At 68.5% G+C, this 26,566-nt stretch carries 24 protein-coding genes; 15 read left to right on the top strand and 9 right to left on the bottom strand.

The genetic code is table 11. From position 1 onward, the window contains the following. Position 1: 1 nt before the first annotated feature. Entirely contained in the window at positions 2–1,012 is a 1,011-nt protein-coding gene (locus ASF80_RS07735) for an FUSC family protein (RefSeq protein ID WP_056309501.1), read from the bottom strand. Positions 1,013–1,152: 140 nt separating this feature from the next. Between ASF80_RS07735 and ASF80_RS07730 the strand changes: the two genes are divergently transcribed. After that, positions 1,153–2,496 (top strand): M20/M25/M40 family metallo-hydrolase, encoded by a 1,344-nt coding sequence (locus ASF80_RS07730; RefSeq protein WP_056309499.1) that lies wholly within the window; start codon positions 1,153–1,155, stop codon positions 2,494–2,496. A gap of 58 nt (positions 2,497–2,554) precedes the next feature. Beyond that, on the top strand, positions 2,555–4,009 hold the full coding sequence (locus ASF80_RS07725) for an MFS transporter (RefSeq protein ID WP_056309497.1): 1,455 nt from the start codon (positions 2,555–2,557) through the stop codon (positions 4,007–4,009). A 2-nt stretch (positions 4,010–4,011) separates the two neighbouring features. Here the strand turns inward: ASF80_RS07725 and ASF80_RS07720 are convergent, their stop codons facing one another. Continuing rightward, positions 4,012–4,323 (bottom strand): hypothetical protein, encoded by a 312-nt coding sequence (locus ASF80_RS07720; protein ID WP_056311910.1) that lies wholly within the window; start codon positions 4,321–4,323, stop codon positions 4,012–4,014. A gap of 242 nt (positions 4,324–4,565) precedes the next feature. After that, positions 4,566–5,333, bottom strand: coding sequence for a siderophore-interacting protein (locus ASF80_RS07715; protein WP_056309495.1), 768 nt, complete (start codon positions 5,331–5,333; stop codon positions 4,566–4,568). 103 nt (positions 5,334–5,436) lie between these two features. Here ASF80_RS07715 and ASF80_RS07710 point away from each other — a divergent pair, with 103 nt between their 5' ends. Genes ASF80_RS07710 through ASF80_RS07695 form a run of 4 tightly spaced genes read left to right on the top strand, consistent with a single transcriptional unit; the run spans position 5,437 to position 9,237 of the window. Continuing rightward, on the top strand, positions 5,437–6,426 hold the full coding sequence (locus ASF80_RS07710) for a siderophore ABC transporter substrate-binding protein (protein WP_056309493.1): 990 nt from the start codon (positions 5,437–5,439) through the stop codon (positions 6,424–6,426). 54 nt (positions 6,427–6,480) lie between these two features. Continuing rightward, positions 6,481–7,467 carry an iron chelate uptake ABC transporter family permease subunit gene (locus tag ASF80_RS07705; RefSeq protein WP_056309491.1) on the top strand — a complete coding sequence of 329 codons (987 nt, stop codon included), beginning with the start codon at positions 6,481–6,483 and terminating at the stop codon, positions 7,465–7,467. Next, the gene (locus ASF80_RS07700; protein WP_056309489.1) at positions 7,460–8,485 is read left to right on the top strand and encodes an iron chelate uptake ABC transporter family permease subunit; all 1,026 of its coding nucleotides are present in this window, start codon (positions 7,460–7,462) and stop codon (positions 8,483–8,485) included. Before ASF80_RS07705 ends, ASF80_RS07700 begins: the two co-directional genes overlap by 8 nt. Then, positions 8,482–9,237 carry an ABC transporter ATP-binding protein gene (locus ASF80_RS07695; protein WP_056309487.1) on the top strand — a complete coding sequence of 252 codons (756 nt, stop codon included), beginning with the start codon at positions 8,482–8,484 and terminating at the stop codon, positions 9,235–9,237. The genes ASF80_RS07700 and ASF80_RS07695 overlap by 4 nt, the downstream gene beginning before the upstream one ends. 6 nt (positions 9,238–9,243) lie before the next feature. Here ASF80_RS07695 and ASF80_RS07690 read toward each other — a convergent pair whose 3' ends face one another. Genes ASF80_RS07690 through ASF80_RS07680 form a run of 3 tightly spaced genes read right to left on the bottom strand, consistent with a single transcriptional unit; the run spans position 9,244 to position 11,175 of the window. Further along, positions 9,244–9,441, bottom strand: coding sequence for a hypothetical protein (locus ASF80_RS07690; RefSeq protein ID WP_056309485.1), 198 nt, complete (start codon positions 9,439–9,441; stop codon positions 9,244–9,246). A 38-nt stretch (positions 9,442–9,479) separates the two neighbouring features. Beyond that, positions 9,480–10,439: a DNA-3-methyladenine glycosylase family protein gene (locus tag ASF80_RS07685; RefSeq protein ID WP_056309480.1), complete on the bottom strand. Its 960-nt coding sequence runs from the start codon at positions 10,437–10,439 to the stop codon at positions 9,480–9,482. A gap of 34 nt (positions 10,440–10,473) precedes the next feature. Beyond that, positions 10,474–11,175, bottom strand: coding sequence for a winged helix-turn-helix domain-containing protein (locus tag ASF80_RS07680; RefSeq protein ID WP_056309478.1), 702 nt, complete (start codon positions 11,173–11,175; stop codon positions 10,474–10,476). Between the two features lie 400 nt (positions 11,176–11,575). Here ASF80_RS07680 and ASF80_RS19275 point away from each other — a divergent pair, with 400 nt between their 5' ends. From ASF80_RS19275 to ASF80_RS07655, 5 genes are all read left to right on the top strand, one after another. Further along, positions 11,576–11,815, top strand: coding sequence for a GNAT family N-acetyltransferase (locus tag ASF80_RS19275; protein WP_056311909.1), 240 nt, complete (start codon positions 11,576–11,578; stop codon positions 11,813–11,815). Positions 11,816–11,867: 52 nt separating this feature from the next. Then, positions 11,868–12,335, top strand: a complete 468-nt coding sequence (locus tag ASF80_RS07670) for a DIP1984 family protein (protein ID WP_056309476.1) — start codon at positions 11,868–11,870, stop codon at positions 12,333–12,335. Between the two features lie 329 nt (positions 12,336–12,664). After that, entirely contained in the window at positions 12,665–14,110 is a 1,446-nt protein-coding gene (locus ASF80_RS07665) for an MFS transporter (protein WP_056309474.1), read from the top strand. Positions 14,111–14,219: 109 nt separating this feature from the next. Next, a complete protein-coding gene (locus ASF80_RS07660) occupies positions 14,220–15,374 on the top strand; it encodes an exonuclease SbcCD subunit D (RefSeq protein ID WP_056309472.1) in 1,155 nt (384 codons plus the stop codon). 72 nt (positions 15,375–15,446) lie between these two features. After that, complete coding sequence (locus ASF80_RS07655) at positions 15,447–18,443, top strand: AAA family ATPase (protein WP_056309469.1); 2,997 nt, start codon at positions 15,447–15,449, stop codon at positions 18,441–18,443. 64 nt (positions 18,444–18,507) lie between these two features. Here ASF80_RS07655 and ASF80_RS07650 read toward each other — a convergent pair whose 3' ends face one another. After that, positions 18,508–19,065, bottom strand: coding sequence for a nucleoside phosphorylase (locus ASF80_RS07650; protein WP_056311907.1), 558 nt, complete (start codon positions 19,063–19,065; stop codon positions 18,508–18,510). 112 nt (positions 19,066–19,177) lie between these two features. Here ASF80_RS07650 and nadE point away from each other — a divergent pair, with 112 nt between their 5' ends. The 3 genes from nadE (at position 19,178) to ASF80_RS07635 (ending at position 24,341) form a co-directional block, all read left to right on the top strand. After that, positions 19,178–19,996: an ammonia-dependent NAD(+) synthetase gene (nadE, locus tag ASF80_RS07645; protein ID WP_056309467.1), complete on the top strand. Its 819-nt coding sequence runs from the start codon at positions 19,178–19,180 to the stop codon at positions 19,994–19,996. A gap of 70 nt (positions 19,997–20,066) precedes the next feature. After that, positions 20,067–23,537 carry a TM0106 family RecB-like putative nuclease gene (locus ASF80_RS07640; RefSeq protein WP_056309465.1) on the top strand — a complete coding sequence of 1,157 codons (3,471 nt, stop codon included), beginning with the start codon at positions 20,067–20,069 and terminating at the stop codon, positions 23,535–23,537. Positions 23,538–23,615: 78 nt separating this feature from the next. Next, complete coding sequence (locus tag ASF80_RS07635; protein WP_235559907.1) at positions 23,616–24,341, top strand: hypothetical protein; 726 nt, start codon at positions 23,616–23,618, stop codon at positions 24,339–24,341. Positions 24,342–24,381: 40 nt separating this feature from the next. On the opposite strand, the gene upp is transcribed toward ASF80_RS07635, so the two are convergent. Next, the gene (gene upp, locus ASF80_RS07630; protein ID WP_056309462.1) at positions 24,382–25,014 is read right to left on the bottom strand and encodes a uracil phosphoribosyltransferase; all 633 of its coding nucleotides are present in this window, start codon (positions 25,012–25,014) and stop codon (positions 24,382–24,384) included. 93 nt (positions 25,015–25,107) lie between these two features. Here upp and tadA point away from each other — a divergent pair, with 93 nt between their 5' ends. Further along, entirely contained in the window at positions 25,108–25,563 is a 456-nt protein-coding gene (tadA, locus tag ASF80_RS07625) for a tRNA adenosine(34) deaminase TadA (RefSeq protein ID WP_056309460.1), read from the top strand. Positions 25,564–25,584: 21 nt separating this feature from the next. On the opposite strand, the gene ASF80_RS07620 is transcribed toward tadA, so the two are convergent. Then, positions 25,585–26,556, bottom strand: a complete 972-nt coding sequence (locus tag ASF80_RS07620) for a cation diffusion facilitator family transporter (RefSeq protein WP_056309458.1) — start codon at positions 26,554–26,556, stop codon at positions 25,585–25,587. Between the last annotated feature and the right edge of the window lie 10 nt (positions 26,557–26,566).

The raw sequence follows: 26,566 nt of genomic DNA, 5'->3' as shown, positions 1-26,566 counted from the left end.
GTCAGCCGGTCTTCGCGCCGGCGCGCGGATGGAGCAGTCCGGATGCGGCGCCGAGGGCTGCGCCGACGACGGTGTCCACGATCCGCTCGAACGCGACGTCCATCGATCCGATGTCCCCGGTCGCTGCGCCGGTCAGCAGAAGCACCAGCGGAGTGATGAAGACGAGCGCCAGGGCGTAGTGACGCACCACGACGAGCTCGATCGTGAACTGCAGCGCGCCCAGCAGCAGCGCCAGCCAGAGGCCGGACGGATGCAGCAGTGCGAGCAGCGCGTACACGCCGGCGCCGACGACGGTGCCGAGCATCCGGTGCAGTCCGCGCTGCACGGCGGCACGACGCGCGGCGGCGACACCGATCACGGCGACGGCGGAACCGACGATCCAGTACGTCCGCGTCGGATCGATCACCAGGCCCAGCAGCACTCCGATCACGGCGACGATGGCGACCCGCATGAGGAGCATGCGCGAATCGGGCGTGAAGGCCGGACCGGGCAGCAGCTCCCGCAGCGGTCGCGCCGTGATCCTGCGCGAGCGGGGGAGGAGCAGGGGAGCCATCGCGACCAGATACGAGAACAGACAACCCGCCGCGAGCGCAGCGATGTAGACGAGCGGTGCGATCGGCGAACTGGCGATGACATGGGCGGAGAGCCCGAAGACCAGCACGAAGAACAGGGGCCCTGGAGGACCGAGGCGGAAGCCGAATGCCAGAGCTGCGCTGACGATCGCCACGACGACGACGCCGATGCTCACGAGCCAGGCGTTGGCTGAGAGAGCGACGCCGAGGGTTGCGCTGGCGACCAGGCCCGCGGCGACGAACGGCAGGATCCTCGCCCGGTCGATGACCGGCGCGGTGCCGGCGAACAGGACGGTGAAGGCTCCGGATGCCGCGATGTAGCCGAGCGACGGCTCGCCGATAAGGGTCATGACGGCGATCGGGACGGCGATTCCGAGAGCCGCCTGCGTCGCCAGGTGCCAACGCGGACCGCGCTTGGGGGCCAGGGCGAACAGACTCATCCCTCGATTGTCTCGCGTCCCGTGCGATCCGTGGGACGCGGCGGACTCGCTCCGGTCGCAGTTCGTGCCGCCGGAACACGCGTCAGACGGCAGGAAGTGCGCCCGGAGCGCTGAAGGAGACAGGGAGGCCCGGCGATACGATGGCCGACGTGACCGAACCTCGCCCAGGAATCGCCGAGCGCCTCGCGCAGATGATCCAGTTGCCGACAGTCTCGGCCGAGCTCGAGGAGCGCGGGTCCGGGCCGTTCGAGGACTTCGTCGCGCTGATCGCCGACCTCTATCCGCTGGTCCACGAGAAGCTGACGCTCGAGCGGCACACCGACTTCGGACTGCTCTTCCACTGGGAGGGCACCGGGCTCTCCTCCGAGGAGCCCGTCGTGCTGATGGCGCACTACGACGTGGTGCCGGTCGATGAGAGCGACGCGTGGACGCATCCGCCGTTCGCCGGTGTCATCGCCGACGGCATCGTCTACGGACGCGGAGCCCTCGACGACAAGGGTCCGCTGATCGTCGTGCTCGAAGCGGTCGAGAACCTGCTCGCCGACGGTTTCGCCCCCGCCCGCGACGTCTACCTCTCGTTCGGGGGAAACGAGGAGACCTACGGCCGCGCGGCGGAGGAGATCGCACGGGTGCTCCGCGAGCGCGGCATCGTCCCGTGGCTGGTCGTCGATGAAGGAGGCGCGGTGGTCGACGCTCCGCTGCCGTTCGTGCCCGGACGCGCGGCCATGATCGGCGTGGGGGAGAAGGGCGTCATGACGCTCACTCTGTCGGCGCGCGGCGAGGGCGGTCATGCCTCGGCGCCCCCGGCGCTCACCGCCGTGCGTCGAGTGGCGCGGGCCGTCGACCGGCTCGGGCCCACCACGTTCCGCCCTCGGCCCTCGAGAGCCATCGGGCGGATGCTGACACAGCTCGGCGCCCAGACGCCGGGGCCGACTCGGCACCTTCTCCGTGTGCTCGGATCCGCGCCGTTCCTCACCGGCCAGCTCTTCGCGGCGCTCGGCGGTGAGCCGGCCGCCCTGGTGCGCACGACGGTGGCGCCCACGATGCAGTCAGGCGGAACGGCGGCGAACGTTCTGCCCTCGCAGGCGTCAGCGACCGTGAATCTGAGGATCGCCCTGGGCGAGACGACGCAGCAGGCTGTGCTCCGGGTACGTCGGCGCATCCGCGATCCGCTGGTGGTGGTGAAGGTCGAGGAGGCGAGCGAGCCCTCGCCCGAGTCTGCGACGGACAACGCCCAGTTCGCCCTGCTGGCCGACGCGCTCGCCGTGTCTCATCCGGGCGTTCCGGCCGTGCCGTACGTGATGATGGCGGCGACGGATTCGCGTCACTTCCACCGCTTCGCGCCCGCCGTCTATCGCTTCGCCCCGCTCGACATGTCGAACGCGCAGAGGGCGTCGATCCACGGCGTGGACGAGAACGTCGAGATCGCAGCCCTCGAGCGGGGGGAGCGGTTCCATCGCGCTCTCATCGAGCGGCTAGTGTGATCTCACCCCTTCGTTGGCGTCTCGACGCCCGACTCAGCCCTTCCACAGAGGAGCCGCGATGACGCGCACCCGAACTCTGGGAACCCTCGCCACCGTCGTGGGCTTCCTGGCCTTCGTCGAATTCACCAGCGGCGTCCTGCAGGGCTACTACACGCCGATGCTCACCGACATCGCGCGGCACCTCGGCATCCACGACGCGGATGTCAATTGGCTCGAGGGCACGCAGCTCATGCTCTCGGCGCTCGTCGTGCCGGCATTCGCGAAGCTCGGCGACATGGTCGGCCACAAGCGGATGCTGTTGATCTCGACCGCGCTGACCGCCGCGGCGGCACTCGTCCTGCCCTTCACCGACTCCTTCCCGGTCTTCCTCATCGGCTGGACGCTCATGGGGTTCTACGTCGTCTGGCTGCCGCTCGAGATCGCCCTGATCTGGTCGCGCTCGCGTCGGATGGAGGGTCGTTCCTCGATCACGGCGAAGGCCGCAGGGCTCCTGGTCGCGGCACTCGAGGGTGGCGCGATCATCGGTGCACTCGTCGGCGGCGCGCTCATCGACGTGCTGCCACTCACCGTCGTGCTCCTGATCCCCGCCATCCTCATCGTCGTCTGCTTCTTCGTGATCCTGTTCGGAGTGAAGGAGTCTCCCGACCCGACCGGCGGCGTGTTCGACACGGTCGGCGTCGTGCTGATCTCGATGGCGCTCATCTGCTTCACCGGAGGACTCAGCCTGCTGCGTCTCGAGGGTGGACTGGTGAACCCGTGGTCGTGGGCGGTCGTCGCGCTCGGCCTCCTGCTCGTGATCCCGTTCGTGCTCTGGGAGCTCCGCTGCGACGACCCGCTCATCGACGTGCGCATGTTCCGTTCGCCGGCGCTCGGCCCGGTGTTCCTGACCGCCGGCCTGTTCGGCGTGAGCGTCCTGGGCGCCCAGGCGCCGCTGTCGACCTTCGCTCGCACCGACCCGGGCGTGTACGGCTACGGACTCGGAACCACAGGCTTCGCGACCTCCTTGATCATCGGCCTGTATCTGATCGCGATGATCGCCGGTGCTCTGCTGTTCCCGGTGATCGCCCGACTCCTCACCCCGCGCGTCACGCTGATGGGCGCATCGCTGCTCGTCGGCGTCGGATTCCTGCTGTTCCTCCCCTTCCATGACTCGTACGTGCAGGTCGTGACGAACATGGTCGTCGTCGGACTCGGATCCGGGGCGCTCGTCGCTGCGCTTCCTGCTGCGGCCGCGTCGGCGGCTCCCGCCACACAGACGGGGGTCGCGACGGGACTGACGAACTCGGTCAAGACCGTGGGCGGGGCGATCGCCTCGTGCATCTTCGGCATCGCGTTGCTGAACGGCGTGAGCGGCGCGGTCGAGGGCACCGCCGGTTCCTTCGCCGGGTACATCACCGTCTGGGTCGTCTGCGGTGTCACCGCCCTCGTGGCGGCGGCGATCCTCGTGTTCGTCCCGAAAGAGGCGTTCACGGACCGGGCGGATGCCGAGGCGGTCGCCGCCCCCGTGGTCTGACGTCAGTCGCGGTCGAGGCCGAACGAGCGCTTGACCACGGCCTGCATGTCGCGGTCGAGCCCGTCGATGCGGGTGTTCACGGTGTCGAAGCGGGCGTTCATCTCGTTGCGGAGTCCGCCGATCTGGGAGTTCATCTCGCCGCGGAGTCCGCCGATCTGGGCATTCATCTCGCCGCGGAGACCGCCGATCTCCCCGCGGAGCCCGCCGATCTCTGCGCGGACGACACGGATGAAGAGCGTCGAGACGACCGTCATCATGCTCAGCATGAGCGCAGTGAACGAGCCGATCATCGTCCAGATCTGAGCGTCGTTCATGAGGTGCACCGTGTCATCTTCGCATCGTTCCAGACGACGCATCGAGATCGACGTCGCTGTATACCGTCATCCCGAGTACAGGGGAAAACGTGAGTTGCAGCTGAGATGTGCAGGACAGGCGCAACAGCTCGGTGGCCCGCCCTGGCGTCACCCTGCCGCGCGGGGCGGATTGTGCATGAACTCGATCCGGATGCCGTCGTCGTCCTCCACGAAGGAGGCGTAGTAGCGGCGCCGGAGTCGCACTAGTGCGGCGCGTGGTACTCGGCTTCGCCGCGCTTCCAATAGCCCTTCACCACGGCGCGCGCCGTGTCGATGCCCCACCGTTCCAGCAGTGCGCGCCCGGGCCTGACGATCGATTGCTCGGCCGCGATGAACACGAACGGGTCGTCTCCGATCGAATCCTCCGCCGTCAGCCCGTCGAGGAACGCGATGAGTGCCGAGCCCGAGGGGGCATCACCCCGATGCAGCCACTCGACGTCGACAGGCGCGTCGATGTCGATCTCGCGCCCGGTCGAGACCGTCTCGATCACGATCCGTGCGTCGACATCCATGGGGACGAGCGCCGCGAACCGCCGGATCGCGGGGATCGCGGTCTCGTCGCCGACCAGAAGCCAGGAGCCGGGCGCGCCCGTCAACACCATCGATCCGCGGGGCCCGCCGACGCCGATCGATGAGCCGAGGGGAGCGGTGGCTGCCCAGGGTGCAGCGATGCCGGCGTCACCGTGCACCGCGAACTCGACGTCGAGCCAGTCCGCGCCCCAGGCGAGGGGCGTGTACTCGCGACTCGGCGCCGCCCGCATCTCCTCGATCGAGCTCACGGGGCCGGTGGGGAAGAACAGGCGCATGTGGTCGTCGGATCCGGGGGAGTCGAATCCCTCGAGATCGCCGCCGGTCAGGCGTACACGGACGAAGTCGGGGGCGAGCCACTCTCTGGCACTGAGAGTCACCGTGCGGAACCGCAGGTCGAGGCCGCGACGTTCGATCGAGAAGCCGGATTTCGTATCGCTCATAAAGTAAGGCTAACCTATCTTTCAGGTCGGAGTTAGGTAAGCCTAAGTCGATCGTCCTGCGCCACTCGTGCGCGTTTCCACACCGCAGAACAGGAGTCTCTCCATGTCCATGCCCAGAATCCTCACCGCCACGAGCATCGGTCTCGTCGGCCTCCTCGCCCTCTCCGGGTGCGCCTCCGGCGAATCCGAACCGGAGGAGACCGAGGCGGCGGCATCCTCGGTCACGATCGAGGACAACACGGGCACGCATGAGATCGCGACTCCGCCGACGTCGGTGGTCGCACTCGACAACCGCACCTTCCAGACGCTGTCGGACTGGGGAGTCGAGCTCTCGGCCGGCGCGGTCTCGCTCATGCCCGACACGGTGTCGTACCTTGAGGACGACGCGATCGTCGACATCGGCCTGCACAGCGAACCCGATCTCGAGGCGATCGTCGCCGTCGAGCCGGATCTGATCATCAGCGGTCAGCGCTTCACTCAGCACAACGAGGCGATCGCCGAGCTCGTTCCCGATGCCACGATCATCGACCTGGAACCCCGCGAGGGCGAGCCCTTCGACGAGGAGCTCAAGCGGCAGGTCACCGTGCTCGGCGAGATCTTCGGCAAGCAGGATGAGGCGCAGGCACTCGTCGACGACTTCGACGCCGCGGTCGAGCGCGCCAAGGCCGCCTACGACGACTCCGACACCGTCATGGCCGTGAACACCTCTGGCGGTGAGATCGGATACCTCGCACCGACAGTCGGTCGCTCGCTCGGCCCGATCTACGACATCCTCGGCCTCACGCCGGCCCTCGAGGTCGACGACGCCAGCGACGACCACCAGGGTGACGACATCTCGGTCGAGGCGATCGCCTCGTCGAACCCCGACTGGATGCTCGTGCTCGACCGTGACGCCGTGTTCGCAGCCGAGACGCCCGACTACGTGCAGGCATCGGAGATCCTCGAGAACTCCGAGGCACTCGCCTCCGTCACCGCTGTCGCAGACGACCAGATCGTCTACATGCCCACGGACACCTACCTGAACGAGGGCATCCAGACGTACACGACGTTCCTCAACGACCTCGCCGACGCGCTCGAGGCGGCACAGAAGTAGCAGCTGCATGGCGGCATCCGCTCCACGGCGGATGCCGCCATCCGGCGTTCGATCATGACCCGCACCGCTTCTCCCGCGCCGTCCCGCACCGTCGGGCGGCTCTTCGACGTGAGACTCCTCATCGGCGTCCTCGTCGTCGTCGCCCTCCTCGTCGTGTCCCTCTTCACGGGCGTGTACGACATCGCCGGAGCCGCGGACGGCGCCGAGATGTTCCAGATCACCCGCGTGCCGAGGACGATCGCGCTGGTCCTCGCGGGCGCCGCCATGGCCATGGCGGGCCTGGTCATGCAGCTGCTGACCCAGAACCGCTTCGTCGAGCCCACCACGACCGGCACCACCGAGTGGGCGGGCCTCGGGCTGCTGACCGTGATGGTGCTCGTGCCCAACCCGTCGATCCCGCTGCGGATGATCGGCGCCATCGTCGCGGCCTTCATCGGCACCATGGTGTTCTTCGCCTTCCTCCGCCGGGTCTCGCTCAGGTCGTCGCTCATCGTGCCGATCGTCGGGATCATGCTGGGCGCTGTCGTCGGAGCGGTCTCCACCTACTTCGCGCTGGCGACGGACTCCCTGCAGGCGATCGGCGTCTGGTTCGCTGGCAGCTTCACCTCGGTGCTGCGGGGGCAGTACGAGATGCTCTGGATCGTCGCGATCGTCGGCGTGGTGGTGTTCCTCGTCGCGGATCGTCTGACGATCGCCGGGCTGGGCGAGGAGATCGCCACGAACGTCGGCGTGAACTACAACCGGGTGATCCTCCTCGGAACCGTGCTCATCGCGATCACGACCGGCGTCGTCACCGTGGTCGTGGGCAACCTGCCGTTCCTGGGACTCATCGTCCCCAACATCGTCTCGATGGTCCGCGGCGACGACCTGCGCAGCAACCTCCCGTGGGTCTGCCTGCTCGGCATCGCGATCGTCACGGTCTGCGACATCATCGGGCGCACGATCATCATGCCGTTCGAGGTGCCGGTGTCGCTGATCCTCGGAATCGTCGGCGCGATCGTCTTCATCCTGCTCCTGCTGAGGCAGCGCCGTCGTGGCTAGTGCGATCGCGGCACACGACCGCACCTCCGGATCCTTCACGACGCCTCGCGCACGGCGTCGGTACGCGATCGTGCTCGGCATCCTCATCGTGCTCGCCGCGGTCTTCGCGTTCGCGCTGCTGGCGTGGGAGAACCCGATGCCCGTGGGTTCTCCGGGCTTCTGGCGCATCGCGAAGCTCAGGACGACGAACGTGATCGTGATGGCGGTGGTCGCCGTGGCGCAGGCCATCGCGACCGTGAGCTTCCAGACGGTCACGAACAACCGCATCATCACCCCGTCGATCATGGGGTTCGAGTCTCTCTACCGGGTCGTGCAGACCACCACCGTGTACCTGTTCGGCGTGGCGGGGCTCGTCGCGATCCAGGGGGTCTGGCAGTTCGGCCTGCAGGTCGTCATCATGGTCGGGCTCGCGATGGCGCTGTACGGATGGCTGCTTTCGGGTCGCTACGGCAACCTGCAGATCATGCTGCTCATCGGCATCATCATCGGCGGAGGGCTCGGCGCAATCTCGACCTTCATGCAGCGACTGCTGACACCCAGCGAGTTCGACGTGCTGGCGGCGCGGCTGTTCGGCAACGTCTCCAACGCCGACGCGTCGTACCTGCCGCTCGCGATTCCGCTGTGCGTCGCGGCGTCCGCGCTGCTGTGGCTCAGGTCGCGGAGGCTGAACCTGCTGGCGCTGGGCCCCGATGTGTCCCGCTCGCTCGGCCTCGACCACAAGCGCGAGCTCTACATCGTGCTCTTCCTGGTGGCCGTCCTGATGGCGACATCGACGGCGCTCGTCGGGCCGATGACGTTCCTCGGGTTCCTCGTCGCGACCCTCGCCTACCAGTTCGCCGACACGCACGACCACCGGCTCATCTTCCCCGTGGCCGTGCTCACCGCCTTCACGATCCTCGCCGGGGCGTACTTCGTCATGAAGAACGTCTTCTACGCGCAGGGCATGGTGTCGATCCTGATCGAACTGGTCGGCGGCACCGTCTTTCTCATCGTCATCCTCAGAAAGGGCCGACTGTGATCACACTCGACGGCGTGCGCCGCGACTACAGCAGCGAGGTCGCGATCGGCCCCGTGGATCTCCAGATCCCCGCCGGCGGCATCACCGCGCTGATCGGTCCGAACGGCGCGGGCAAGTCGACGCTGCTCACCATGATCGGCCGTCTCGGCGGGATGGATGCCGGTGCCATCGAGATCGCGGGATACGACGTCGCGACGACGAAGTCGAAGGATCTGGCCAAGATCGTCTCGGTGCTCCGCCAGGAGAACCACTTCGTCACGCGTCTGACCGTTCGTCAGCTGGTGGGCTTCGGGCGGTTCCCGCACTCCCAGGGCAGGCTGAACCGCGCAGACGAGCAGGTCATCAGCAGGGCGATCGACTTCCTCGACCTGGGGGAGCTCGAGGGCCGTTACCTGGACGAGCTCTCGGGCGGGCAGCGGCAGCGCGCCTACGTCGCGATGGTGCTCGCACAGGACACCGAGTTCGTCCTCCTCGACGAGCCCCTCAACAATCTCGACATGAAGCACGCGGTGCAGATGATGAAGCACCTGCGGCGTGCGTCGGAGGAGCTCGGGCGCACGATCGTCATCGTGCTGCACGACATCAACTTCGCCGGGCACTATGCCGATCACATCTGTGCCATGAAGGACGGCGCCGTCGTCGAGTTCGGCTCTCCGGCCGAGATCATGACCGGTGAGGTGCTCACCCGGGTGTTCGACACCGACGTGCAGGTGGTCGAGGGTCCCTCCGGCCCGCTCGCCGTCTACTACTGAGGTCGCTCAGAGCTCGATGCCGTGGTCCTCGTCGTTGACGCCTTCGTTGCGCCCTCGACGGGATTCGTAGCCGATGAACCACCCGAGCCAGACGATGGCGGCCAGGAGGATGCCGAGCCAGACGTTCTGGAAGATCAGGCCGATCACGACGCCGAGGATGAGGAGCCCGGCGGTGACGGAGAAGCGGAGCGCGGTGCGGGACATGGGCTCAGCCTAGAGGCGATCGTCGTCCGGCGCGCGGGTCAGCGACCGCGGTGGTCTTCCGGGGAGAGGCGGGGTCCGCGGCGGGGTTCGCTCACCCGGCTCGCGAAGATGAGTCGGATCACCCGTTGCCGGTGCCCGGCCCACGGTTCGAGGAGCTCGAGCATCCCGTCGTCATCGGTGCGATGGCCGGTGAGCGCGTAGCCGACCTCGTGCGCGAGGTGGTAGTCGCCGACGCTCACCGCATCAGGGTCGCCGAGTGCGCGGATGCGTGTCTCCGCCGAAGTCCACGGGCCCACCCCGGGGAGGCTCGTCAGCACGCGGTCGCGATCGTCGCCGGTGGACGCGGCCAGGAGAGCGCGAGAGATGCTGTCGGCCCGTTCGGCCGCTCGCACGATCGTCTTCGACTGCGGTGGCTGCACGGCGACGCGATGCCACTCCCAAGAGGGGATACGACGCCATTCCGCCGCCGCGGGTGCGGTGTACATCGGTCTCGGCGTCGGCCCCGGTGCGCGTTCGCCGAACTTCGTGACGAGCAGTCGCCAGGCGCGGAACGCCTCGAGTCCGGTGACCTTCTGCTCGATGATGGCGCAGGCGAGAGCATCGAAGACGACGCCTGTGCGAGCGAGTCGCAATCCGCGCGTGCGGCGAGACACCTCGGCGATGAGCGGATGAGGGGACGGGTCGAAACCGGAGGGGTCGTCGTCGGCGCCGCAGAGCGACGGCACGCTGTCGAGAGCGTGCTCCGCTCCGGCGCCCCACGCGGTCGCCCTGATCTCGTCGCCGTGGACTCGGAGAGCGAGCGTCGCAGGCCCCAGGGGAGTGCGGAGCGTGCGCCAGATGACAGGACCGTCGTGGACCATGGTCGGGTCGCCTGGACCTCGGCGAAGCATCCCCACCGTGGCGCGCAGATCGACCGGCTGGGTCGGGCGGTAGACGGTCTCCCGCGGAGGGCTCTGCGGAGCTGCGTCGGCAGCTCCGGCATCCGCGGTCAGGGTCATGCGCCCACCATACGTGGCGGGCCTGACACCGGGGTCAGAAGCGGTCGGGCGAGGGGGTTCCGTGGCCGTAGCGGATGACGACGTCGGCATGACGGTCGAATCGGTAGCCGATTCCGCGCACGGTGCGGACGATGTCCTCGTAGCGGCCGAGCTTGGCGCGCAGTCGCCGTACGTGCACGTCGATGGTGCGCTCGCCCGGGGTCTCGTCGTCCTGTGCCTGCCACAGTGCGGAGACGAGCTCACTCCGCTCGATCGTGCGTCCCTCGCGGAGGACGAGGTACTGCAGGAGCTCGAACTCCTTGTAGGTGAAGGCAGCGGATTCACCGTCGATCAGGACCCGCTTGCGCGAGATGTCGACGACGACGCCGCCCTCCTCGTCGGTGGTCTCCTCCTCGGCCGCGGCCTTGGTGCGAGCGATCGCGCCGGGCTCGTGCAGTGCGAGGCGGACGACGTCGAGGTCGCGACCACCCGATCCGTGCGGGGCGAGAGCGACGGTGGCGTGCGTCTCGGCGCCGGGCGCCAGCTCGGCGAGGGTGCGACGCAGGGCATCGACGAGAAGCGGGAGGCTGACCCCTGCTTCGGCCGCCTTGATCTCGTCGAGACCGACGTAGAGGGCGAAGCCGCGGGGCGAGCGGACGGCGGGAAGGTCTGCGTCGAGCGGTGCGGTCGTGGGCGCCGGTGCGGTGCGGACGGCGGCGGAGACGGCGGGACGCTCGAGAAGTGCGATGTTCGACATGATGATGAAGTCCTCAGGACGTGAGCCGGGAGACGGGCTCTGATGCGTTGCATGAATGACCGGGCGAGCCGGAAGAGCGAGCAAAGGGTGGATGCTCGAAGACCAGTACCTCGCAGATCGCGAGAAGTCAGGTCAGACGGAGTGGCTGTTCGTTCAGCGACACATTCGGCAACACATGCCAACGCGACCGGGCATCATCATCCCGGCAGTCCTGTTCGCCTCCTGGGCGGACAAAGGGCTTGCGTTGGTAGTCATGGGGGGATTATGTCGGAAGAAGTCCGTGCGTGTCAAAACGGCCGTCGGTGGGGGAGTCGGGCGTAACGTGGTCCGGGTGACCACCTCGACCCTCGCCTCCGGCTTCATCCTCACCGACGAGAAGGATGCATCGCGGTACACGCTGATGCGCGACGGGCAGCTCGTGAGCGTCCTCGACTACCGAGACGACGGACACACGATCGCCCTGACGAGAGCGTTCACGATCCCGACTTTCCGCGGAAAGGGCTATGCGGGCACGGTCGTCGAAGGGGCCGTCGCCGACATCGAATCGCGAGGCGACCGCCAGGTCGACGCCGTGTGCTGGTACGTCTCCGACTGGTTCTCCGCACACCCCGAGCACGCCCCCCTGCTGCGTTCTCGCTGACCTCCGCCCGTGTGACGCTCTGTTACACGCGGTGTCCTGCCAGGATGAAGGCATGAAACTCGCAGAGGCACTCACCGCCCGAGCCGATCTGCAGCGTCGCATCGAGCAACTGCGCGCGCGCATCACCGCGAATGCCAGGTATCAGGAAGGGGAGGAGCCGGCAGAAGACGCATCGGCTCTGCTCGTCGAGGCGGATGCCGCCCTGGCGCAGCTCCGAGACCTGATCAGGCGCATCAATGCGACCAACTCCCGGCTCGACCTGGGCGCGGACGGAACGATGACGGACGCGCTCGCCGCCCGGGACGTGCTCCGTCTGCAGCACTCGCTGCTGGCGGATGCTGCCGCCGCGGCATCCGGGGCGAACGACCAGTTCCTCCGGCAGATGCGATCGGAGCTGCGCCAGATCTCCGCGCTCCCCGTCGCCGAGCTGCGCTCGCGCGCGGACGCGGTAGCGCAGGAGCTGCGCGAACTCGACAATCGGATCCAGCAGGCGAATTGGCTGCATGACCTGAAGGAGTAGCGAGCGGAAGTCGGTAGTCACGACGAGGCGGGCACAACCCCAGCCGGAGGGGCAATTCCGGCACATGTCGGGCGGAGGGCAGCCCAGATTCGCATCGCGCAGCCCCGCACCCCGCACATGTGACCGCGCATCGCGCATGTCGCATCACCACGTGCCGATCTTCGTGACGAGGGTGGGTCAGGGGACCTTCCGCTCGCACTCGCAGAGTCTCACCTCGGGTAATGTGGATCTTCTGCTCAGCCCCGTCGGCTGAGGTGGTCAGGCGCTCGCAGCGTGCTGGTCCGAGGCTCGAAACCTCCGGCATCGTCCCCGACACCGGAGGTTCTTCCATGTCATCGTCCTTGCGCGCCCGCCCCCAGACCAAATGGTGGGCGCTCGCCGTCATCTCTCTCACGCAGCTGATCGTCGTGCTCGACGGCACCATCGTCAGCATCGCCCTCCCGCGAGCCCAGGCCGCTCTCGGCCTCAGCGACGGCCAGCGGCAGTGGGTCGTCACCGCCTACGCCCTCGCCTTCGGCGCACTGCTGCTGCTCGGTGGTCGCATCGCCGACTACCTCGGTCGCAAACGCACGTTCATGATCGGCATGGTCGGGTTCGGTGCGGCATCCCTCTTCGGCGGTCTCGCCCAGCAGGGATGGGAGCTCATCCTCGCGCGTGGTCTGCAGGGCGTCTTCGCCGCGCTCCTGGCCCCGGCGGCGCTCGCTCTGCTGACCGTGACCTTCCCGTCCGGACGGGAGCGCAACACCGCGTTCGCGGTCTTCGGAACGGTCGCGGGAACGGGCGCAGCGATCGGACTGCTGCTGGGCGGGTTCCTCACCGAGTTCACGGACTGGCGCTGGTGCCTGCTGGTCAACCTCTTCTTCGTCGCCGTCGGCCTCGTCGGCGGCGCGCTCTTCCTCACCGAGAGCCGCGCCGAGGGCGACAACCGCTACGACGTCTGGGGCGCGGTCACCGTGACCCTGGGACTCGGAGCTCTCGTCTACGGGTTCAGCCTCGCGGAGAACGGCTGGGGCGACCCTCTGACGATCACGTTCCTCGCGCTCGGTGTGGTGCTGCTCGGCGTGTTCGTGTGGGTCGAGAGTCGGGTCGCGCAGCCGCTGCTGCCGCTGCGTGTGGTGGCGGACCGCGTGCGCGGCGGTGCGTTCCTGATCCAGGGAGTCGCCGGAGCGATCATGATCGGCGCGACGCTCTACCTGACCTTCCACCTCCAGTTCGTGCTCGGCATGGGCGCGCTCCCGGCGGGTGCAGCGACCCTTCCGCTCCCGATCGCCACGATGGTCATCGCTCCCATCGCGACGAAGCTCCTCACCGTGATCGGCCCGCGTCCGATGCTGATCGTGGGACCGCTGATCGCCGCGGCCGGTCTGTTCCTGCTGTCGGGAATCACCCCCGACGGGGCGTACATCGTCCAGATCGCTCCGGCACTCGTGCTCCTCGGTGTCGGTATGGGCTTCGTGTTCATCCCGCTGCAGAACCTCGCGCTCACCGGAGTCGCACCGCACGATGCGGGCGTCGCATCGGCCGTCGCCAACTCCGCGATGCAGATCGGCGGATCGATCGGCCTGTCGGTGTTCACCGCGGTGTATGCGGCATCCGTCGGCGGCCACGCACAGGCGGAGCTCTCGCTCTGGCAGCTCACCGACGCATACGGCTGGATCTTCATCGTCGCGTCGATCCTCATGGTCGCAGCCGCCGTGATCGCCGCCGTGATGGTCCGCGGCACGAAGGACGAGCTGATGCCGGCGCACCCGGGAATCGCGGTCGGCGCTCACTGACGCGCACGCAGCCTCCGTTCCTGGTCGGATCCGACGAGATCGACGGCCAGGAACGGTCGCTGCGGCACGCCTCGGACCGAATGTCGGTGGCGCTTCGTACCGTGTGAGTATGCGAATCCTGCACACCTCCGACTGGCACATCGGCCGCACCTTCCATGGCAACTCGACCATGGATGCGCTGGCCGAGGTGCTCGAGGCGCTCACGGAGCAGGTGCGGGAGAACGCGGTCGATGTCGTGATCGTCGCGGGTGACGTCTTCGACTCGGCGACACCGGCGGGCGCGGCATACACACTGCTCGGCGACGCACTGGTGGCGCTGCACGAGACGGGCGCACGGGTGATCGTCACGAGCGGCAACCACGACTCCGCCGCTCGCCTCGGATTCCAGGCACGTCTGCTGCGCGACGGAATCCACGTGCTGACCGATCCTCTCGCGATCGGCACCCCGGTGACCCTGACCGATGCGGATGGTCCGGTGCGGTTCTACGGCATCCCGTACCTCGAACCGGCGATCGTCCGTCAGCACTGGAGCGGGGTCGACCTGCGCACGCAGGCGCAGACCCTTGCTCACGCGATGGATCTGGTCCGCGCAGGCATGGCCGAGCACCCCGGTCGGTCGGTCGCGATCGCCCACTGCTTCTCCGCCGGCGTCGACGCCACGATCGGCCTCGAGCGCGAGGTGCGCCAGGGCGGCCTCGACGTCGTGCCGCTGGCCGTGTTCGACGGCCCCGACTACGTCGCCCTCGGTCACATCCACGGTCGCCAGCAGATCAGCGAGCGCGTGCGCTACTCGGGCGCTCCGCTGCACTACAGCTTCGGCGAGCAGAACAAGCCTCGAGGGTCGTGGCTGGTCGAGCTCGATGCGGCAGGCCTCGCGTCGGTCGACTGGCTCGATCTGCCCGTGCCGCGCCGCCTCGTCACCCTGACCGGCACGCTCGACGAGATCCTGTCGCCCGAGAACGTCTCGGCGCACGCCGACGATTGGGTGTGCGCGGTGTACACCGACGCGCTCGCCCAGACCGAGCCGATGCGCAGGCTTCGCGAGCGGTACCCGCACTGCGCGATGGTGCAGCACCAGCCCTCCGAGACGTCCGAGGCGGTCGAGCGCTCCTACGTCGAGAGACTGCGCGGTGCCGTCACCGACCCCGAGCGCATCGAGGCCTTCCTCGAGCACGTGCGCTCGGGCCACGGCGCGACGGAGCGTGAGGGCGAGCTGATCCGCGAGGTCCTCGACGACCGCGTCCGCGCCGAAGCGCTCATCTAGTCCGGTGACGACTCGACCCAGCCCGGTGACGCGTGACCGCGATCATGCTCCGACAGTGAAGAAGGTGCTCTGATGCAGCTGCACCGACTGGAGGTCGAAGGATTCGGCCCGTTCCGCGAGCGGCAGACCGTCGACTTCGACGCGTTCGCCGACGACGGGATCTTCCTGATCGCCGGGCGCACGGGTGCGGGCAAGTCGAGCATCCTCGACGCCGTCTGCTTCGGCCTCTACGGCGGGGTTCCGCGGTACGAGGGCGGCGAGAAGCGATTGCGCAGTGATCATTGCGAGCCCGACGACGTCACCGAGGTCGTGGTCGAGTTCAGCACGCCTGCCGGTCGATATCGCGTGCGACGGTCACCCGACTACGAGCGTCCCAAGAAGCGTGGCGGCGGCATGACGACACAGTCGGCGGCCGTGCAGCTCGACACCATCGTCGGCGGCGAATGGATCGGTCTCGCCGCGAAGGAACGTGAGGCGGCGTACGAGCTCGACGAGATCCTGCAGCTCAGTCGCGAGCAGTTCCTGCAGGTCATCCTGCTCGCGCAGAACCGATTCTCGGAGTTCCTGCTTGCGGGCAGCAGAGAACGACAGGCTCTGTTGAGGCGGCTGTTCGGCACCGAGCGCTTCGAAGACGTGCAGGCGCGGTTCGACGAGCGACGCAGGGCGGCAGAGCAGTCGCTGGGTGCGCGACTCGCCACGGTGTCCGCTCGCCTCGACGATGCGCAGAGGCTGGTCGACAGTGCCGACCTCGGGCACGACGGCGAGGCCCAGACAGACGAGACGAGCGCCGCTGAAGAAGAGCCGCTCGCGGTGACCACAGACGAACGCCTCGAGGGTCTGCGCCGGGCGAAGGCTCGTGCCGACTACCGCGCCGAGCGACGAGCAGCGGAGCGCGTCGAGGCGGAGAAGCAGTCCGATGCCGCAGATGCCGCGCTCGCGACCCTGCGCGACGAGCAACGGGCTCAGATCGAGCGGGATCGGGCGAGAGCAGCGCTCGATCGTCTGGAGGCCGAAGAGCCCCTGATCGCGAACGCGCGCAGGGAGCTGCACCATGCCAGGGCCGCAGAGCTGCTGCGAGCTCCGATCGCCACGGCGGCGGCCGCCGCGTCGGCCCTCGACGCGGCGACCGACGCCGAGGCGCAGGCACGCACGACCTGGCAGGCACGCGACATCGTCGTGGACGACCTTGCGGAATGGGTCGCCGAGCGCACCAGGCTGACGGGCGCGTGGCAGCGAGCGGCAGAGCTGGAACGGACAGCCCCGGCGCTCGATGCCGAGCTCGCCGAAGCTTCTGACGCCGTGGTGGCGGCCGCAGCGCGCATCGAGGCGGCAGAGGCCGATCGCGTCGAGCTCCCCGCCCGGCTCGACAGCGTCACGATCGCGCGCGACGCCGCCAGGCAGCTCGCCGACCGTGCAGACGACCTCGCCGCAGCACGAGATGCTGCCGCGGCGAGGCATGCGGCGGCGCTCGAAGCCGTCCGTCTTGAGGCCGCCCTCGCCGATGCCGACCGCGCTCTCGCGGAGGCGAGCACGGCGCTCGCCGGTGCACAGACCGCCCTGGCCCGGCTCAGGCAGCGGCGACTCGACGGTTTCGCGGGCGAGCTGGCCGGTTCGCTGAACGACGGCGATGCATGCCCGGTGTGCGGGTCGCACGAGCATCCGGCCCCCGCTGTGCACGCTGACCCGGTCTCAGCGGACGACGTCGACGAGGCCGAAGCCGCCCGCGATGCGCTCGCGAGTCGTGAGCGGGATGCCGTGGAGGCAGCGTCTTCACGACGCGCCGAACTCGCCGCGGCGACGACCCGCGCAGATGGGCGAGAGGTCGACGACGCCGTCGCGGAACTCACCGCTGCGACCACCGCACATGCGCAGAGCACGGAGGCGTCGGTTCGACTGACCGCGCTCGAGCAGCAGCGCGACGCTCTGATCGAACGCATCCGTCGTCTCGACGGCGACCGCGAACGCGATTCTGCAACGCTGGCCGCGGCGCGAGAAGCGCACGCGCTCGTGTCTCAGCGGATCGAGGAGACGCGAACGGCGGTCGCCGAAGCGCGGGGCTCCTTCGACACCGTGGCCGACAGGCTCACGGCGACACTCGCCGAGGTCCGGGACGCGGTGGTGCTGGTCGAGGCGGCCGCGGAACGAGCGCGCAAAGCAGAAGCCGCGACAGCTGCGCGCGCCGAGCAGGATGCGGCGCTCGAGGCCTCCGAGTTCGACGGAGTCGCCGCTGTCGAGCGGGCGCTCCGCTCCACAGCCGCGCAGTCGGCGCTCGAGGTCCGGGTCACGGAGCACACGGTCCAGAAGGAGAAGGAGCGCGCGATCCTCCTGCCGCTCGAGCTCCGCACCCTTCCGGAAGAGGCGATCGATCTCGGACCCGCCGAGCTGGCGTCGCACACCGCGCGGCAGCGCTGGTCCGCGGCGGTCGATGAGGCAGGGCGAGCGACCGGTGTCGCCGAGCAGCTCGGCTCGATCATCGAGGCCGCAGCCGCGGAACATGCGCGCACCGCGACCGAAGCCGCGGGCTACGAGGTGCTCCGCAGCCTCGCCGACACCATCGCGGGGCGAGGGGCGAACACTCGCAAGATGACGCTCGAGACGTTCGTCCTGGCCGCCGAGCTCGAAGAGATCGTCGATGCGGCCAACCGCCGTCTCGGAGACATGTCGACGGGGCGCTACCAACTGCGCCACTCCGACGCACTCGCCGCCCGCGGAGCAGCGTCGGGCCTGGGAATCGTCGTGTTCGACGCTTTCACCGGGCAGACTCGCCCTGCGCAGTCGCTGTCAGGAGGAGAGACGTTCCTGAGCTCGCTCGCGCTCGCGCTCGGCCTCGCAGAGGTCGTCACGGCGCGCGCCGGCGGCATCCGTCTCGACACCCTGTTCATCGATGAGGGATTCGGATCTCTCGACGGAGATACGCTCGACGTCGCGATGCGCACGCTCGACGAGCTCAGGCAGGGCGGGCGCACCGTGGGCGTGATCAGTCATGTGGAGGCGATGCAGGAGCAGATTCCTGCTCAGCTCCGAGTGCGCGCGACTCCAGAAGGACCGAGCGTCATCGAAGCGCGCTGAGAATCCCGCCGTGTCCTCGCCGCGGTGCGCCTTCCGACAGCGCGAGCCGGACGGCGAACGTTCTTCAGACGCCGTACTCCCGACGGATCACGTCGCGCAGCTGCACGCTGCAGCGAGCGATCGCCTCGCGGAAGTCGACGAGTGCGCCGTCCTCGGCCCGGTCCGAGATCGCACGGAATGCGCGGATCGGTACCCCGAACTGCTGCGCGACCCAGATGTACGCGTAGGTCTCCATGTCGACCAGTCCGGCACCGGAAGGCCGGATGACGGCGGTGATCCCGGCATCGCCGACGAAGCTGTCACCGGTCGCGATCAGCACGCCCTCGCGGCCCGTGGAGACACGCGCGGGCAAGGACACATGCTGGCCGGCGACACCGTCGAGGTCGAACACGTCGTGCTGCAGCGCGCTGCCGATCTCGTGCGCGGTCGCTTCGAGTTCAGGGTCGATGCCGCCGGCTGTGCCGACGACCACGACTTCGGAGTACTCCTTGGCGTCGAGCGCTCGGGTGAGGGCGAACACCGCCTGCATCTTGCCCTCGCCGGTGACGAGCTGGTCGAATCCCTCGAGCTCCTCCGGGAACGCTGAGAGTTCGGAGGCCATGGCTGCGACGAGAAGTTTCACCCAGCCATCCTGCCAGGTGGATCGATCGCGGCGAAGTCCGGCGCGTGCGACCGACGTCATCTCGATGTAACACTGGGGGAGGATACTGGCGTCGGGTAGACCGGAGGAAGACATGACCCTGCAGCAGCAGATCTCTGAAGCACTCGGTGTGAAGTCCGAGATCGACCCGGAGGTCGAGGTGGAGAGCCGCGTGGGCTTCCTCGTCGACTACCTGCGCGTCACCGGTGCGAAGGGCTTCGTCCTCGGCATCTCGGGCGGACAGGACTCGACCCTCGCCGGCCGTCTGGCGCAGCTCGCGGTCGAGCGCGTGCGCGCCGAAGGCGGAGAGGCGAAGTTCCTCGCGGTTCGCCTGCCGTATCGCGTGCAGAAGGACGCGGCGGATGCCGAAGCGGCGCTCGAGTTCATCGCACCGGACTCCTCGGTCGAGGTGAACATCCAGAACGGCGTCGACGGCGTCGAGGAGGACATCGAGTTCGCCGTCACGAGCGACATCAGCGACTTCAACCGCGGCAACATCAAGGCACGCGTCCGCATGGTGACGCAGTATGCGCTGGCGGGGCACGACGGCCTCCTCGTGATCGGCACCGACCATGCGGCCGAGGCCGTGACGGGCTTCTACACGAAGTTCGGAGACGGTGCCGCCGACATCCTTCCCCTGTCGGGTCTCAGCAAACGACAGGGGCGCTCGTTGCTCCTGCTGCTCGGTGCCCCTGATCGACTCGCCTACAAGGTGCCGACCGCCGACCTGCTCGACGGTCAACCGGGGCGCGCCGACGAAGACGAGCTCGGCCTGACATACGAGCAGATCGACGACTTCCTCGAAGGGCGCGAGGTCGATCCCGACGTCGCAGGGCGCATCGAATCGCGCTACCTCGCCACCCAGCACAAGCGGAACCTCCCGGTGACGCCCGACGACACCTGGTGGCGCTGACACGAGCCCATCGTGATCCCGTGTCGGATGCCGCGGCTAGTGTCGAAGCATCCGAGAGAACGGGAGCATCGTGCGGATCGACACTCAGGCGCAGCGCGTCATCTGGAGCGCGAGCGACCTCAAGGCGGCCGCCGAATGCGAGTTCGCGTGGTGTCGGGCGATCGACGCCAAGCTCGGCCGCGTGCCGGCTGTCGAAGAGCCTGAAGACGCGACCCTCGCGCGCGCTGCGCTGCTCGGAGACGTCCACGAGCAAAACGTCCTCGAGCGATACATCGATGATCTCGGCGACGATCGCGTGCACCGCGTCGATAAGGTCTCGTCGGTCGACGCCGAGGCTCTCGCGGCAGCCGTCGACGAGACGGTGCAGGCGCTCGGGTCCGACGCCGTCGTCGTGTTCCAGGCGGCGTTCGCGACCCCGGAGTTCGTCGGGTTCGCCGATTTCCTGAAGCGCGATGACGACGGGCGCTGGCGGGTGCAGGATTCCAAGCTCGCCCGCAAGGCCAGGGTCACGGCTCTCATGCAGCTCGCGGCATACGTCGACCAGCTCGACCGGCTCGGCATCCCCCGGTCCGACGAGGTCGATCTCCTGCTCGGCGACGGATCGACCAGCACCCATGCGGTCGATGACCTTCTCCCGCTCTTCCAGGTGAGAAGGGCACGGTTGCGTGCGCTGATCGCTGACCGCAGGATCGACGATCCGTCCTCCAGCGCGGCGCTCGCGTGGGGCGACGACCGCGGTGACCTCGAGATCGTGGCATGCGGCCGCTGCGCGACCTGCGAAGAGCAGGTGATCGCGCATCGCGACCTGCTGATGGTCGCGCGGATGCGGCCGGTGCAGCGCGCGCGGCTGCGCACGGCAGGCATCGAGACGATCGATGCGCTGGCCGCGGCGACCGATGTGCCGGAGGGCATGAACACCGACACCTTCGAGACGTTGCGCGCACAGGCGCAGCTGCAGCTGAGGGCGGATGCCGAGGGCGCACCGACCTACGACGTGCATTACGCAGCGGCGATCCATACGCTTCCAGTGCCGAGCCACGGTGACATCTTCTTCGACTTCGAGGGCGACCCCCTCTACACCGAGCCCGCGGCGGACGGCCAGGCGCACTGGGGTATCGACTACCTCTTCGGCTGGGTCGACAACACCGATCAGTACACCGCGCTCTGGGCGCATGACTTCGCCGCGGAGCGCGAGGCGTTCGAGCGATTCCTCGACTTCGTGAAGGTGCGCCGCGCCGCGCACCCCGGCATGCACATCTACCACTACGCCCCGTACGAGACCGCGCACCTCGTGGCGATGGCGGCGCGACACGGCGTGCGCGAGGGCGAGATCGATCGGCTGCTGCGCGAGGGGGTGTTCGTCGACCTCTATCCACTGGTGCTGCGCACCGTGCGTGTGGGATCGCGGTCGTATTCGATCAAGAAGCTCGAGCCTCTGTACATGGGCGAAGACGTCCGCACGAGCGATGTCCAGAAGGGCGACGATTCGATAGTCCAGTACGTCGCGGCGCGTGAGTTCGCCGCCGCGGGGGAGCAGGCGGAAGCCGACGCGGTGTTCGCGGACCTCGCCGACTACAACCGCTACGACTGCGTGTCGACGAGACGCCTGCGCAACTGGCTGATCGAGATCGCGAAGAAAGAGGGAGTGAACCCCGCGCCGCCCGACGAGGCCGACGAGGTGATCTACGAGCCGTCTCCGCGGTCGGTGGCCCTGCTCGCCGATGCCGAGCGCGCGGTCGATGCGGGCGAGGACGGTCAGGTGCACCGCATCGCGGCCGCTGCGATCGACTACTTCCCCCGCGAGGCGAAGAGCTTCTGGGTGTCGCACTTCCAGCGGCTCCGGGAGCCCGTCACGATGTGGGACGGCACGCGTGACGTGGTGAGGATCGACCGCACCTCTTCGACCGTCCGGCGTGAGTGGAGCGTCGCCGAGGGGCGTCGAGTGATGTCGCGCGACATCGAGGTCCGCGGCGAGGTCTCGCCGGGCACCACGCTCGGTGTCGGATCCCAACCGTTCGCGCTCTACCCCGTTCCTGCACCTTTCGACACCGAGGCGCCGTCTCGCGCTGTGCACGTGCCGCACACGGTCACGGTCGCCGAGGTGCTCGACGACGGCTACCTGATCACAGAGACGGCGATCCAGGGGCAGACGTGGGATGAGCTGCCGCTCGCCGTGACACCGGCGGCGCCTCCGCGTGTCGTCTCGCTGCAGGGCGCGATCGACGAGTGGGCCGATACGGTGCACGCTGCCGCGCCGGGGTTCCCGCACGACGCCGCGACCGACATCCTGCGTCGCATCCCGCCGCGCACGATCTCGGGCGACTCGCTGCCGACGAAGGGCGACGACACGATCGGCGCGATCCTGCGCGGCATCCTCGATCTGGACCGCAGCTACCTCGCGGTCCAGGGCCCTCCGGGCACGGGCAAGACCTACACCGGCTCTCAGGTGATCGCGCGCCTCGTCAACGACCACGGCTTCACCGTCGGTGTCGTGGCGCAGTCGCACGCGATCATCGAGAACCTGCTCGAGCGCGTGGTCGCCGACGGCGTCCCCGCGGCGCAGGTCGCGAAAGCGCCGAAGGATCCCTCGGTCGATCCCTCGTACACGGTGATCCCGAAGAACGGCATGGCGTCGTTCCTGGGGGAGCACGCGCAGCACGGGGCGGTCGTCGGCGGCACAGCCTGGGACTTCAGCAACACGTCGCGCGTCCAGCGCGGGGGCCTCGACCTGCTCGTGGTCGACGAGGCGGGCCAGTTCTCCCTCGCGTCCACGATCGCGGTCGCCGCGGGGGCTCAGCGGCTGCTGCTGCTCGGCGACCCTCAGCAGCTTCCGCAGGTGAGCCAGGGAGCACACCCCGAGCCCGTCGACACCTCCGCTCTCGGTTGGGTCATGGAGGGCGATCCGGTCGTCCGGCCCGACCACGGGTACTTCCTGGCGCGGTCCTGGCGGATGCACCCGTACGTCGCCGCCCCGGTATCGAAGCTCGCCTACGCCGGCCAGCTGGCCTCAGCCCCTGGCACCGAGCTGAGGTCGCTCGAGGGGATCGACCCGGGGCTGCACATCGTTCCGCTCCGTCATCGTGGCAATGCCACGCAGTCGCCCGAAGAGGCGGCAGCGGTCGTGGCGCTGGTGCGAGATCTCGTCGGTCGCAGCTTCACCGACAACGACGCGGACGCCACGGTGCGGCCTCTCGCGCAGAGCGACATCATCGTCGTCGCGCCCTACAACGCGCAGCGTCAGTTGGTTCTCGACGCGCTCGCGGTGGCCGGTCTCCCGGATGTGCCCGTCGGCACCGTCGACAACTTCCAGGGCAAGGAGGCTGTGGTCTCGATCACGTCGCTCGCCGCCTCCAGCGGGCGCGACGCCCCGCGCGGTCCGGAGTTCCTGCTGCTTCAGAACCGACTGAACGTGGCGATCTCGAGAGCACAGGTCGCGGCCTACCTGATCCACTCGCCCGCGCTCCTCGACGATCTTCCCCGCACGCCCGAAGGCGTGGCGCGTCTGAGCGCCTTCGCCCGACTCGTCGGCGCCGCGGGCTGAGTCGGCGCTGGTCGGCGGGAGACCGGAGACATCACGATGCACACGACGGACGAAGTCCTACGCGCCTCAGCCGCATGGGTGTGGTTTCCTCGCGACAGCGAGCAGGAGAAGACCGATCTGCAGCTGGTTCGCTACCCCCAGCGATTCGGTGGTGGTGTGCGAGCATCTCAGGTCGACTCCGATGCTGATGCGGGCGCGGTCCTCGAACGCGCCATCGACCGCACCAGGGCCTGGGGCGAGGGCGAGCTCCGGTTCTGGACCAACGCCTCCGATCGCCCCGACCTCGAAGACGAGATCCGCCGCCGCGGAGCCGAGCACATCGACACGGTAGCGGTGTTCGCCCGCGAGATCGACGGCACGGTGATCGACGTTCCGTCGCAGACCACCGCAGAGATCGTGCGGACGATCGACCAGGTGCGCGAGGTCGACGCGATCAACGTTCCCGTCTGGCAGCAGCAGCCACTCGACGAAGACGGGCTGAGGACCGAACTCGATGACGTGGTCTCGGCGTTCGAGGCCGGAACGCACGTCCGCGTGCTCGCGCGCCTCGACGGTCTGGCGGTGAGCACCGGAGGGTGCACGATCGTCGATGGGTTCGCGCGCCTGTGGGGCGCCGCAACCCTCGAGGAGGCTCGTGGACGAGGCGCCTATCGGGCGGTCCTCGCCGAACGCCTGCGCGTCAGCGCGTCACTCGGAGCGACCACGGCGCTCGTGAAAGGACGCACCGCGACGTCTGCACCGATCCTCGCGAGAGCCGGTTTCACGCACTACGGAGACGAACGCGCCTACCTGCTGACCGTATGAATCGCGCGACGTGTGAGTCGCGCCGAGGGGGTGGCGTGCGTCAGACCGTGCCGTAGAGGCGGTCACCGGCGTCGCCGAGACCGGGGACGATGTAGCCCTTCTCATTGAGACGCTCATCCAGCGCTCCGAGCACGAGCGTGACGTCGCGGTCGCCGACGAGTGCCTCGATCGCGGCGACGCCCTCAGGCGTGCCCAACAGGCAGATCGCCGTGACGTCCTTGGCCCCTCGGTCGAAGAGGAACTGGATCGCCGCGGCCAGCGAACCGCCGGTGGCGAGCATCGGGTCGATCGCGAAGCACTGGCGGTCGCTCAGATCGTCGGGAAGACGCTCGGCGTAGGTCGTCGGCTCGAACGTCGTCTCGTCACGGACCATGCCGAGGAAGCCGACCTCGGCGGTCGGCAGCAGCTTGACGAGACCCTCGAGCATGCCCAGCCCCGCCCGCAGGATGGGCACGACGATCGGGCGAGGCTCGGAGATCTTCACGCCCATCGTCGTCGTCACCGGCGTGGTGATCTCGACCGGGCTGACCCTCACGTTGCGTGTCGCCTCGTACGCGAGGAGCGTCACGAGCTCCTCCGTCAGCTGGCGGAACACGGGCGACGGGGTGCGGTGGTCGCGCAGGACCGACAGCTTGTGAGTGACGAGAGGGTGGTCGGCGACGTGGACACGCATGGATACAGGCTAATGCGCCGGACGCTCCCGCACGACATCGGATGCGCGGGAGCGGCCCGACGAGGGCGGTCGCGCTGTCGGTAGGCTCGACGCATGACCGCCGCCGACCAGATCGCGATGGGCCGTGCGCTCGAGCTCGCGGCCGAAGCCGCGTCGGCATCCGAGATCCCCGTCGGCGCCGTGGTGCTCGACGCCGAGGGCCGAGTAGTCGGCGAGGGGCGCAACAACCGCGAGGCGACGCATGATCCGACAGGGCACGCCGAGGTCGAAGCGCTGCGTGCGGCGTCGGCATCCGTCGGTTCCTGGAATCTCGACGGCCACACTCTCGTGGTGACGCTGGAACCCTGCGTCATGTGCGCGGGGGCGATCCTGCAGGCCCGCATCGGACGCGTGGTGTTCGGCGCCTGGGACGAGAAGGCGGGTGCGGCGGGGTCGATGTACGACGTTCTCCGCGACCGGCGTCTTCCCTATCGGGCGGAGGTCATCGGCGGAGTCGACGCGCACGCCGCCACCGCTCTGCTGCGCGACTTCTTCGAGCAGCGCCGCTGAGGCGGCGGGGAGCGACCGAGGTCAGTCGGACGACTTGAGCACGAACACGTCGGTGGACGGTTCGGGGTCGAGTGAGGGCCGGTAGACGTCGGGCTCGATGTAGATGACGCGCGCGATCGGCAGCGCCTCGCGGATACGAGCCTCGATCGCATCGATGTCCACGGCTGCTTCGCGCAGCGGCTTGTCGGCGTTGAGCGCGATCTTCGCCGCGACCATCAGCTCATCGGGCCCGAGATACAGCGTCTTCATGTGGATGATCTTCTCGATCTCGTCGCCGGCGTTGATGGCGTCGACGATGCGGTCGTGATCCGCAGCGGTCGCGCCCTCGCCCACGAGCAGGCTCTTCGTCTCGATCCCGAGCACGATCGCGATGACCACCAGCAGGATGCCGATCATCAGCGTGCCGAGGGCGTCGAAGACGGGGTTGCCGGTGATGACTGTCAGACCGACACCGAGCAGAGCGAAGGTCAGTCCGGTGAGAGCCCCGACGTCCTCCAGCAGCACGACGGGCAGTTCCGGCGCCTTCGCGCGCCGGACGAACGACACCCAGGACTGATCCTCATCGCGGACGAGGTTGCTCTCCTTCACCGCGGTCCGCAGCGAGAACGACTCGAGTCCGATCGCGATCACCAGCACGACGATCGGGAGCCACCACCACGTCTTGTCGAGCTCGTGCGGGTGGGTGAGCTTGTCGATCGCCTCGTAGATCGCGAACAGGCCACCGACCGAGAACAGGATGATCGACACCACGAACGCATACACGTAGCGCTCGCGTCCGTAGCCGAACGGGTGCGCCCGATCCGCTTCTCGACGCGCCTTCCGTCCGCCCAGCATCAGCAGCAGCTGGTTGCCGGAGTCGGCGACCGAGTGGATCGCCTCGGCGAGCATCGATGCGGATCCCGAGAGCGCCCACGCGAGGAACTTCGCCAGGGCGATGCCGAGATTCGCCAGGAACGCCGCGATGATGGCCTTGCCGCCGCCGGATGCACTCATGCGTCGAGTC

It is taken from the genome of Microbacterium sp. Leaf159, from assembly GCF_001423615.1.
Lineage (GTDB): Bacteria > Actinomycetota > Actinomycetes > Actinomycetales > Microbacteriaceae > Microbacterium.
The sequence above is the reverse complement of the archived record's forward strand: the minus strand, read 5'-3'. Positions and strand labels throughout refer to the sequence as shown.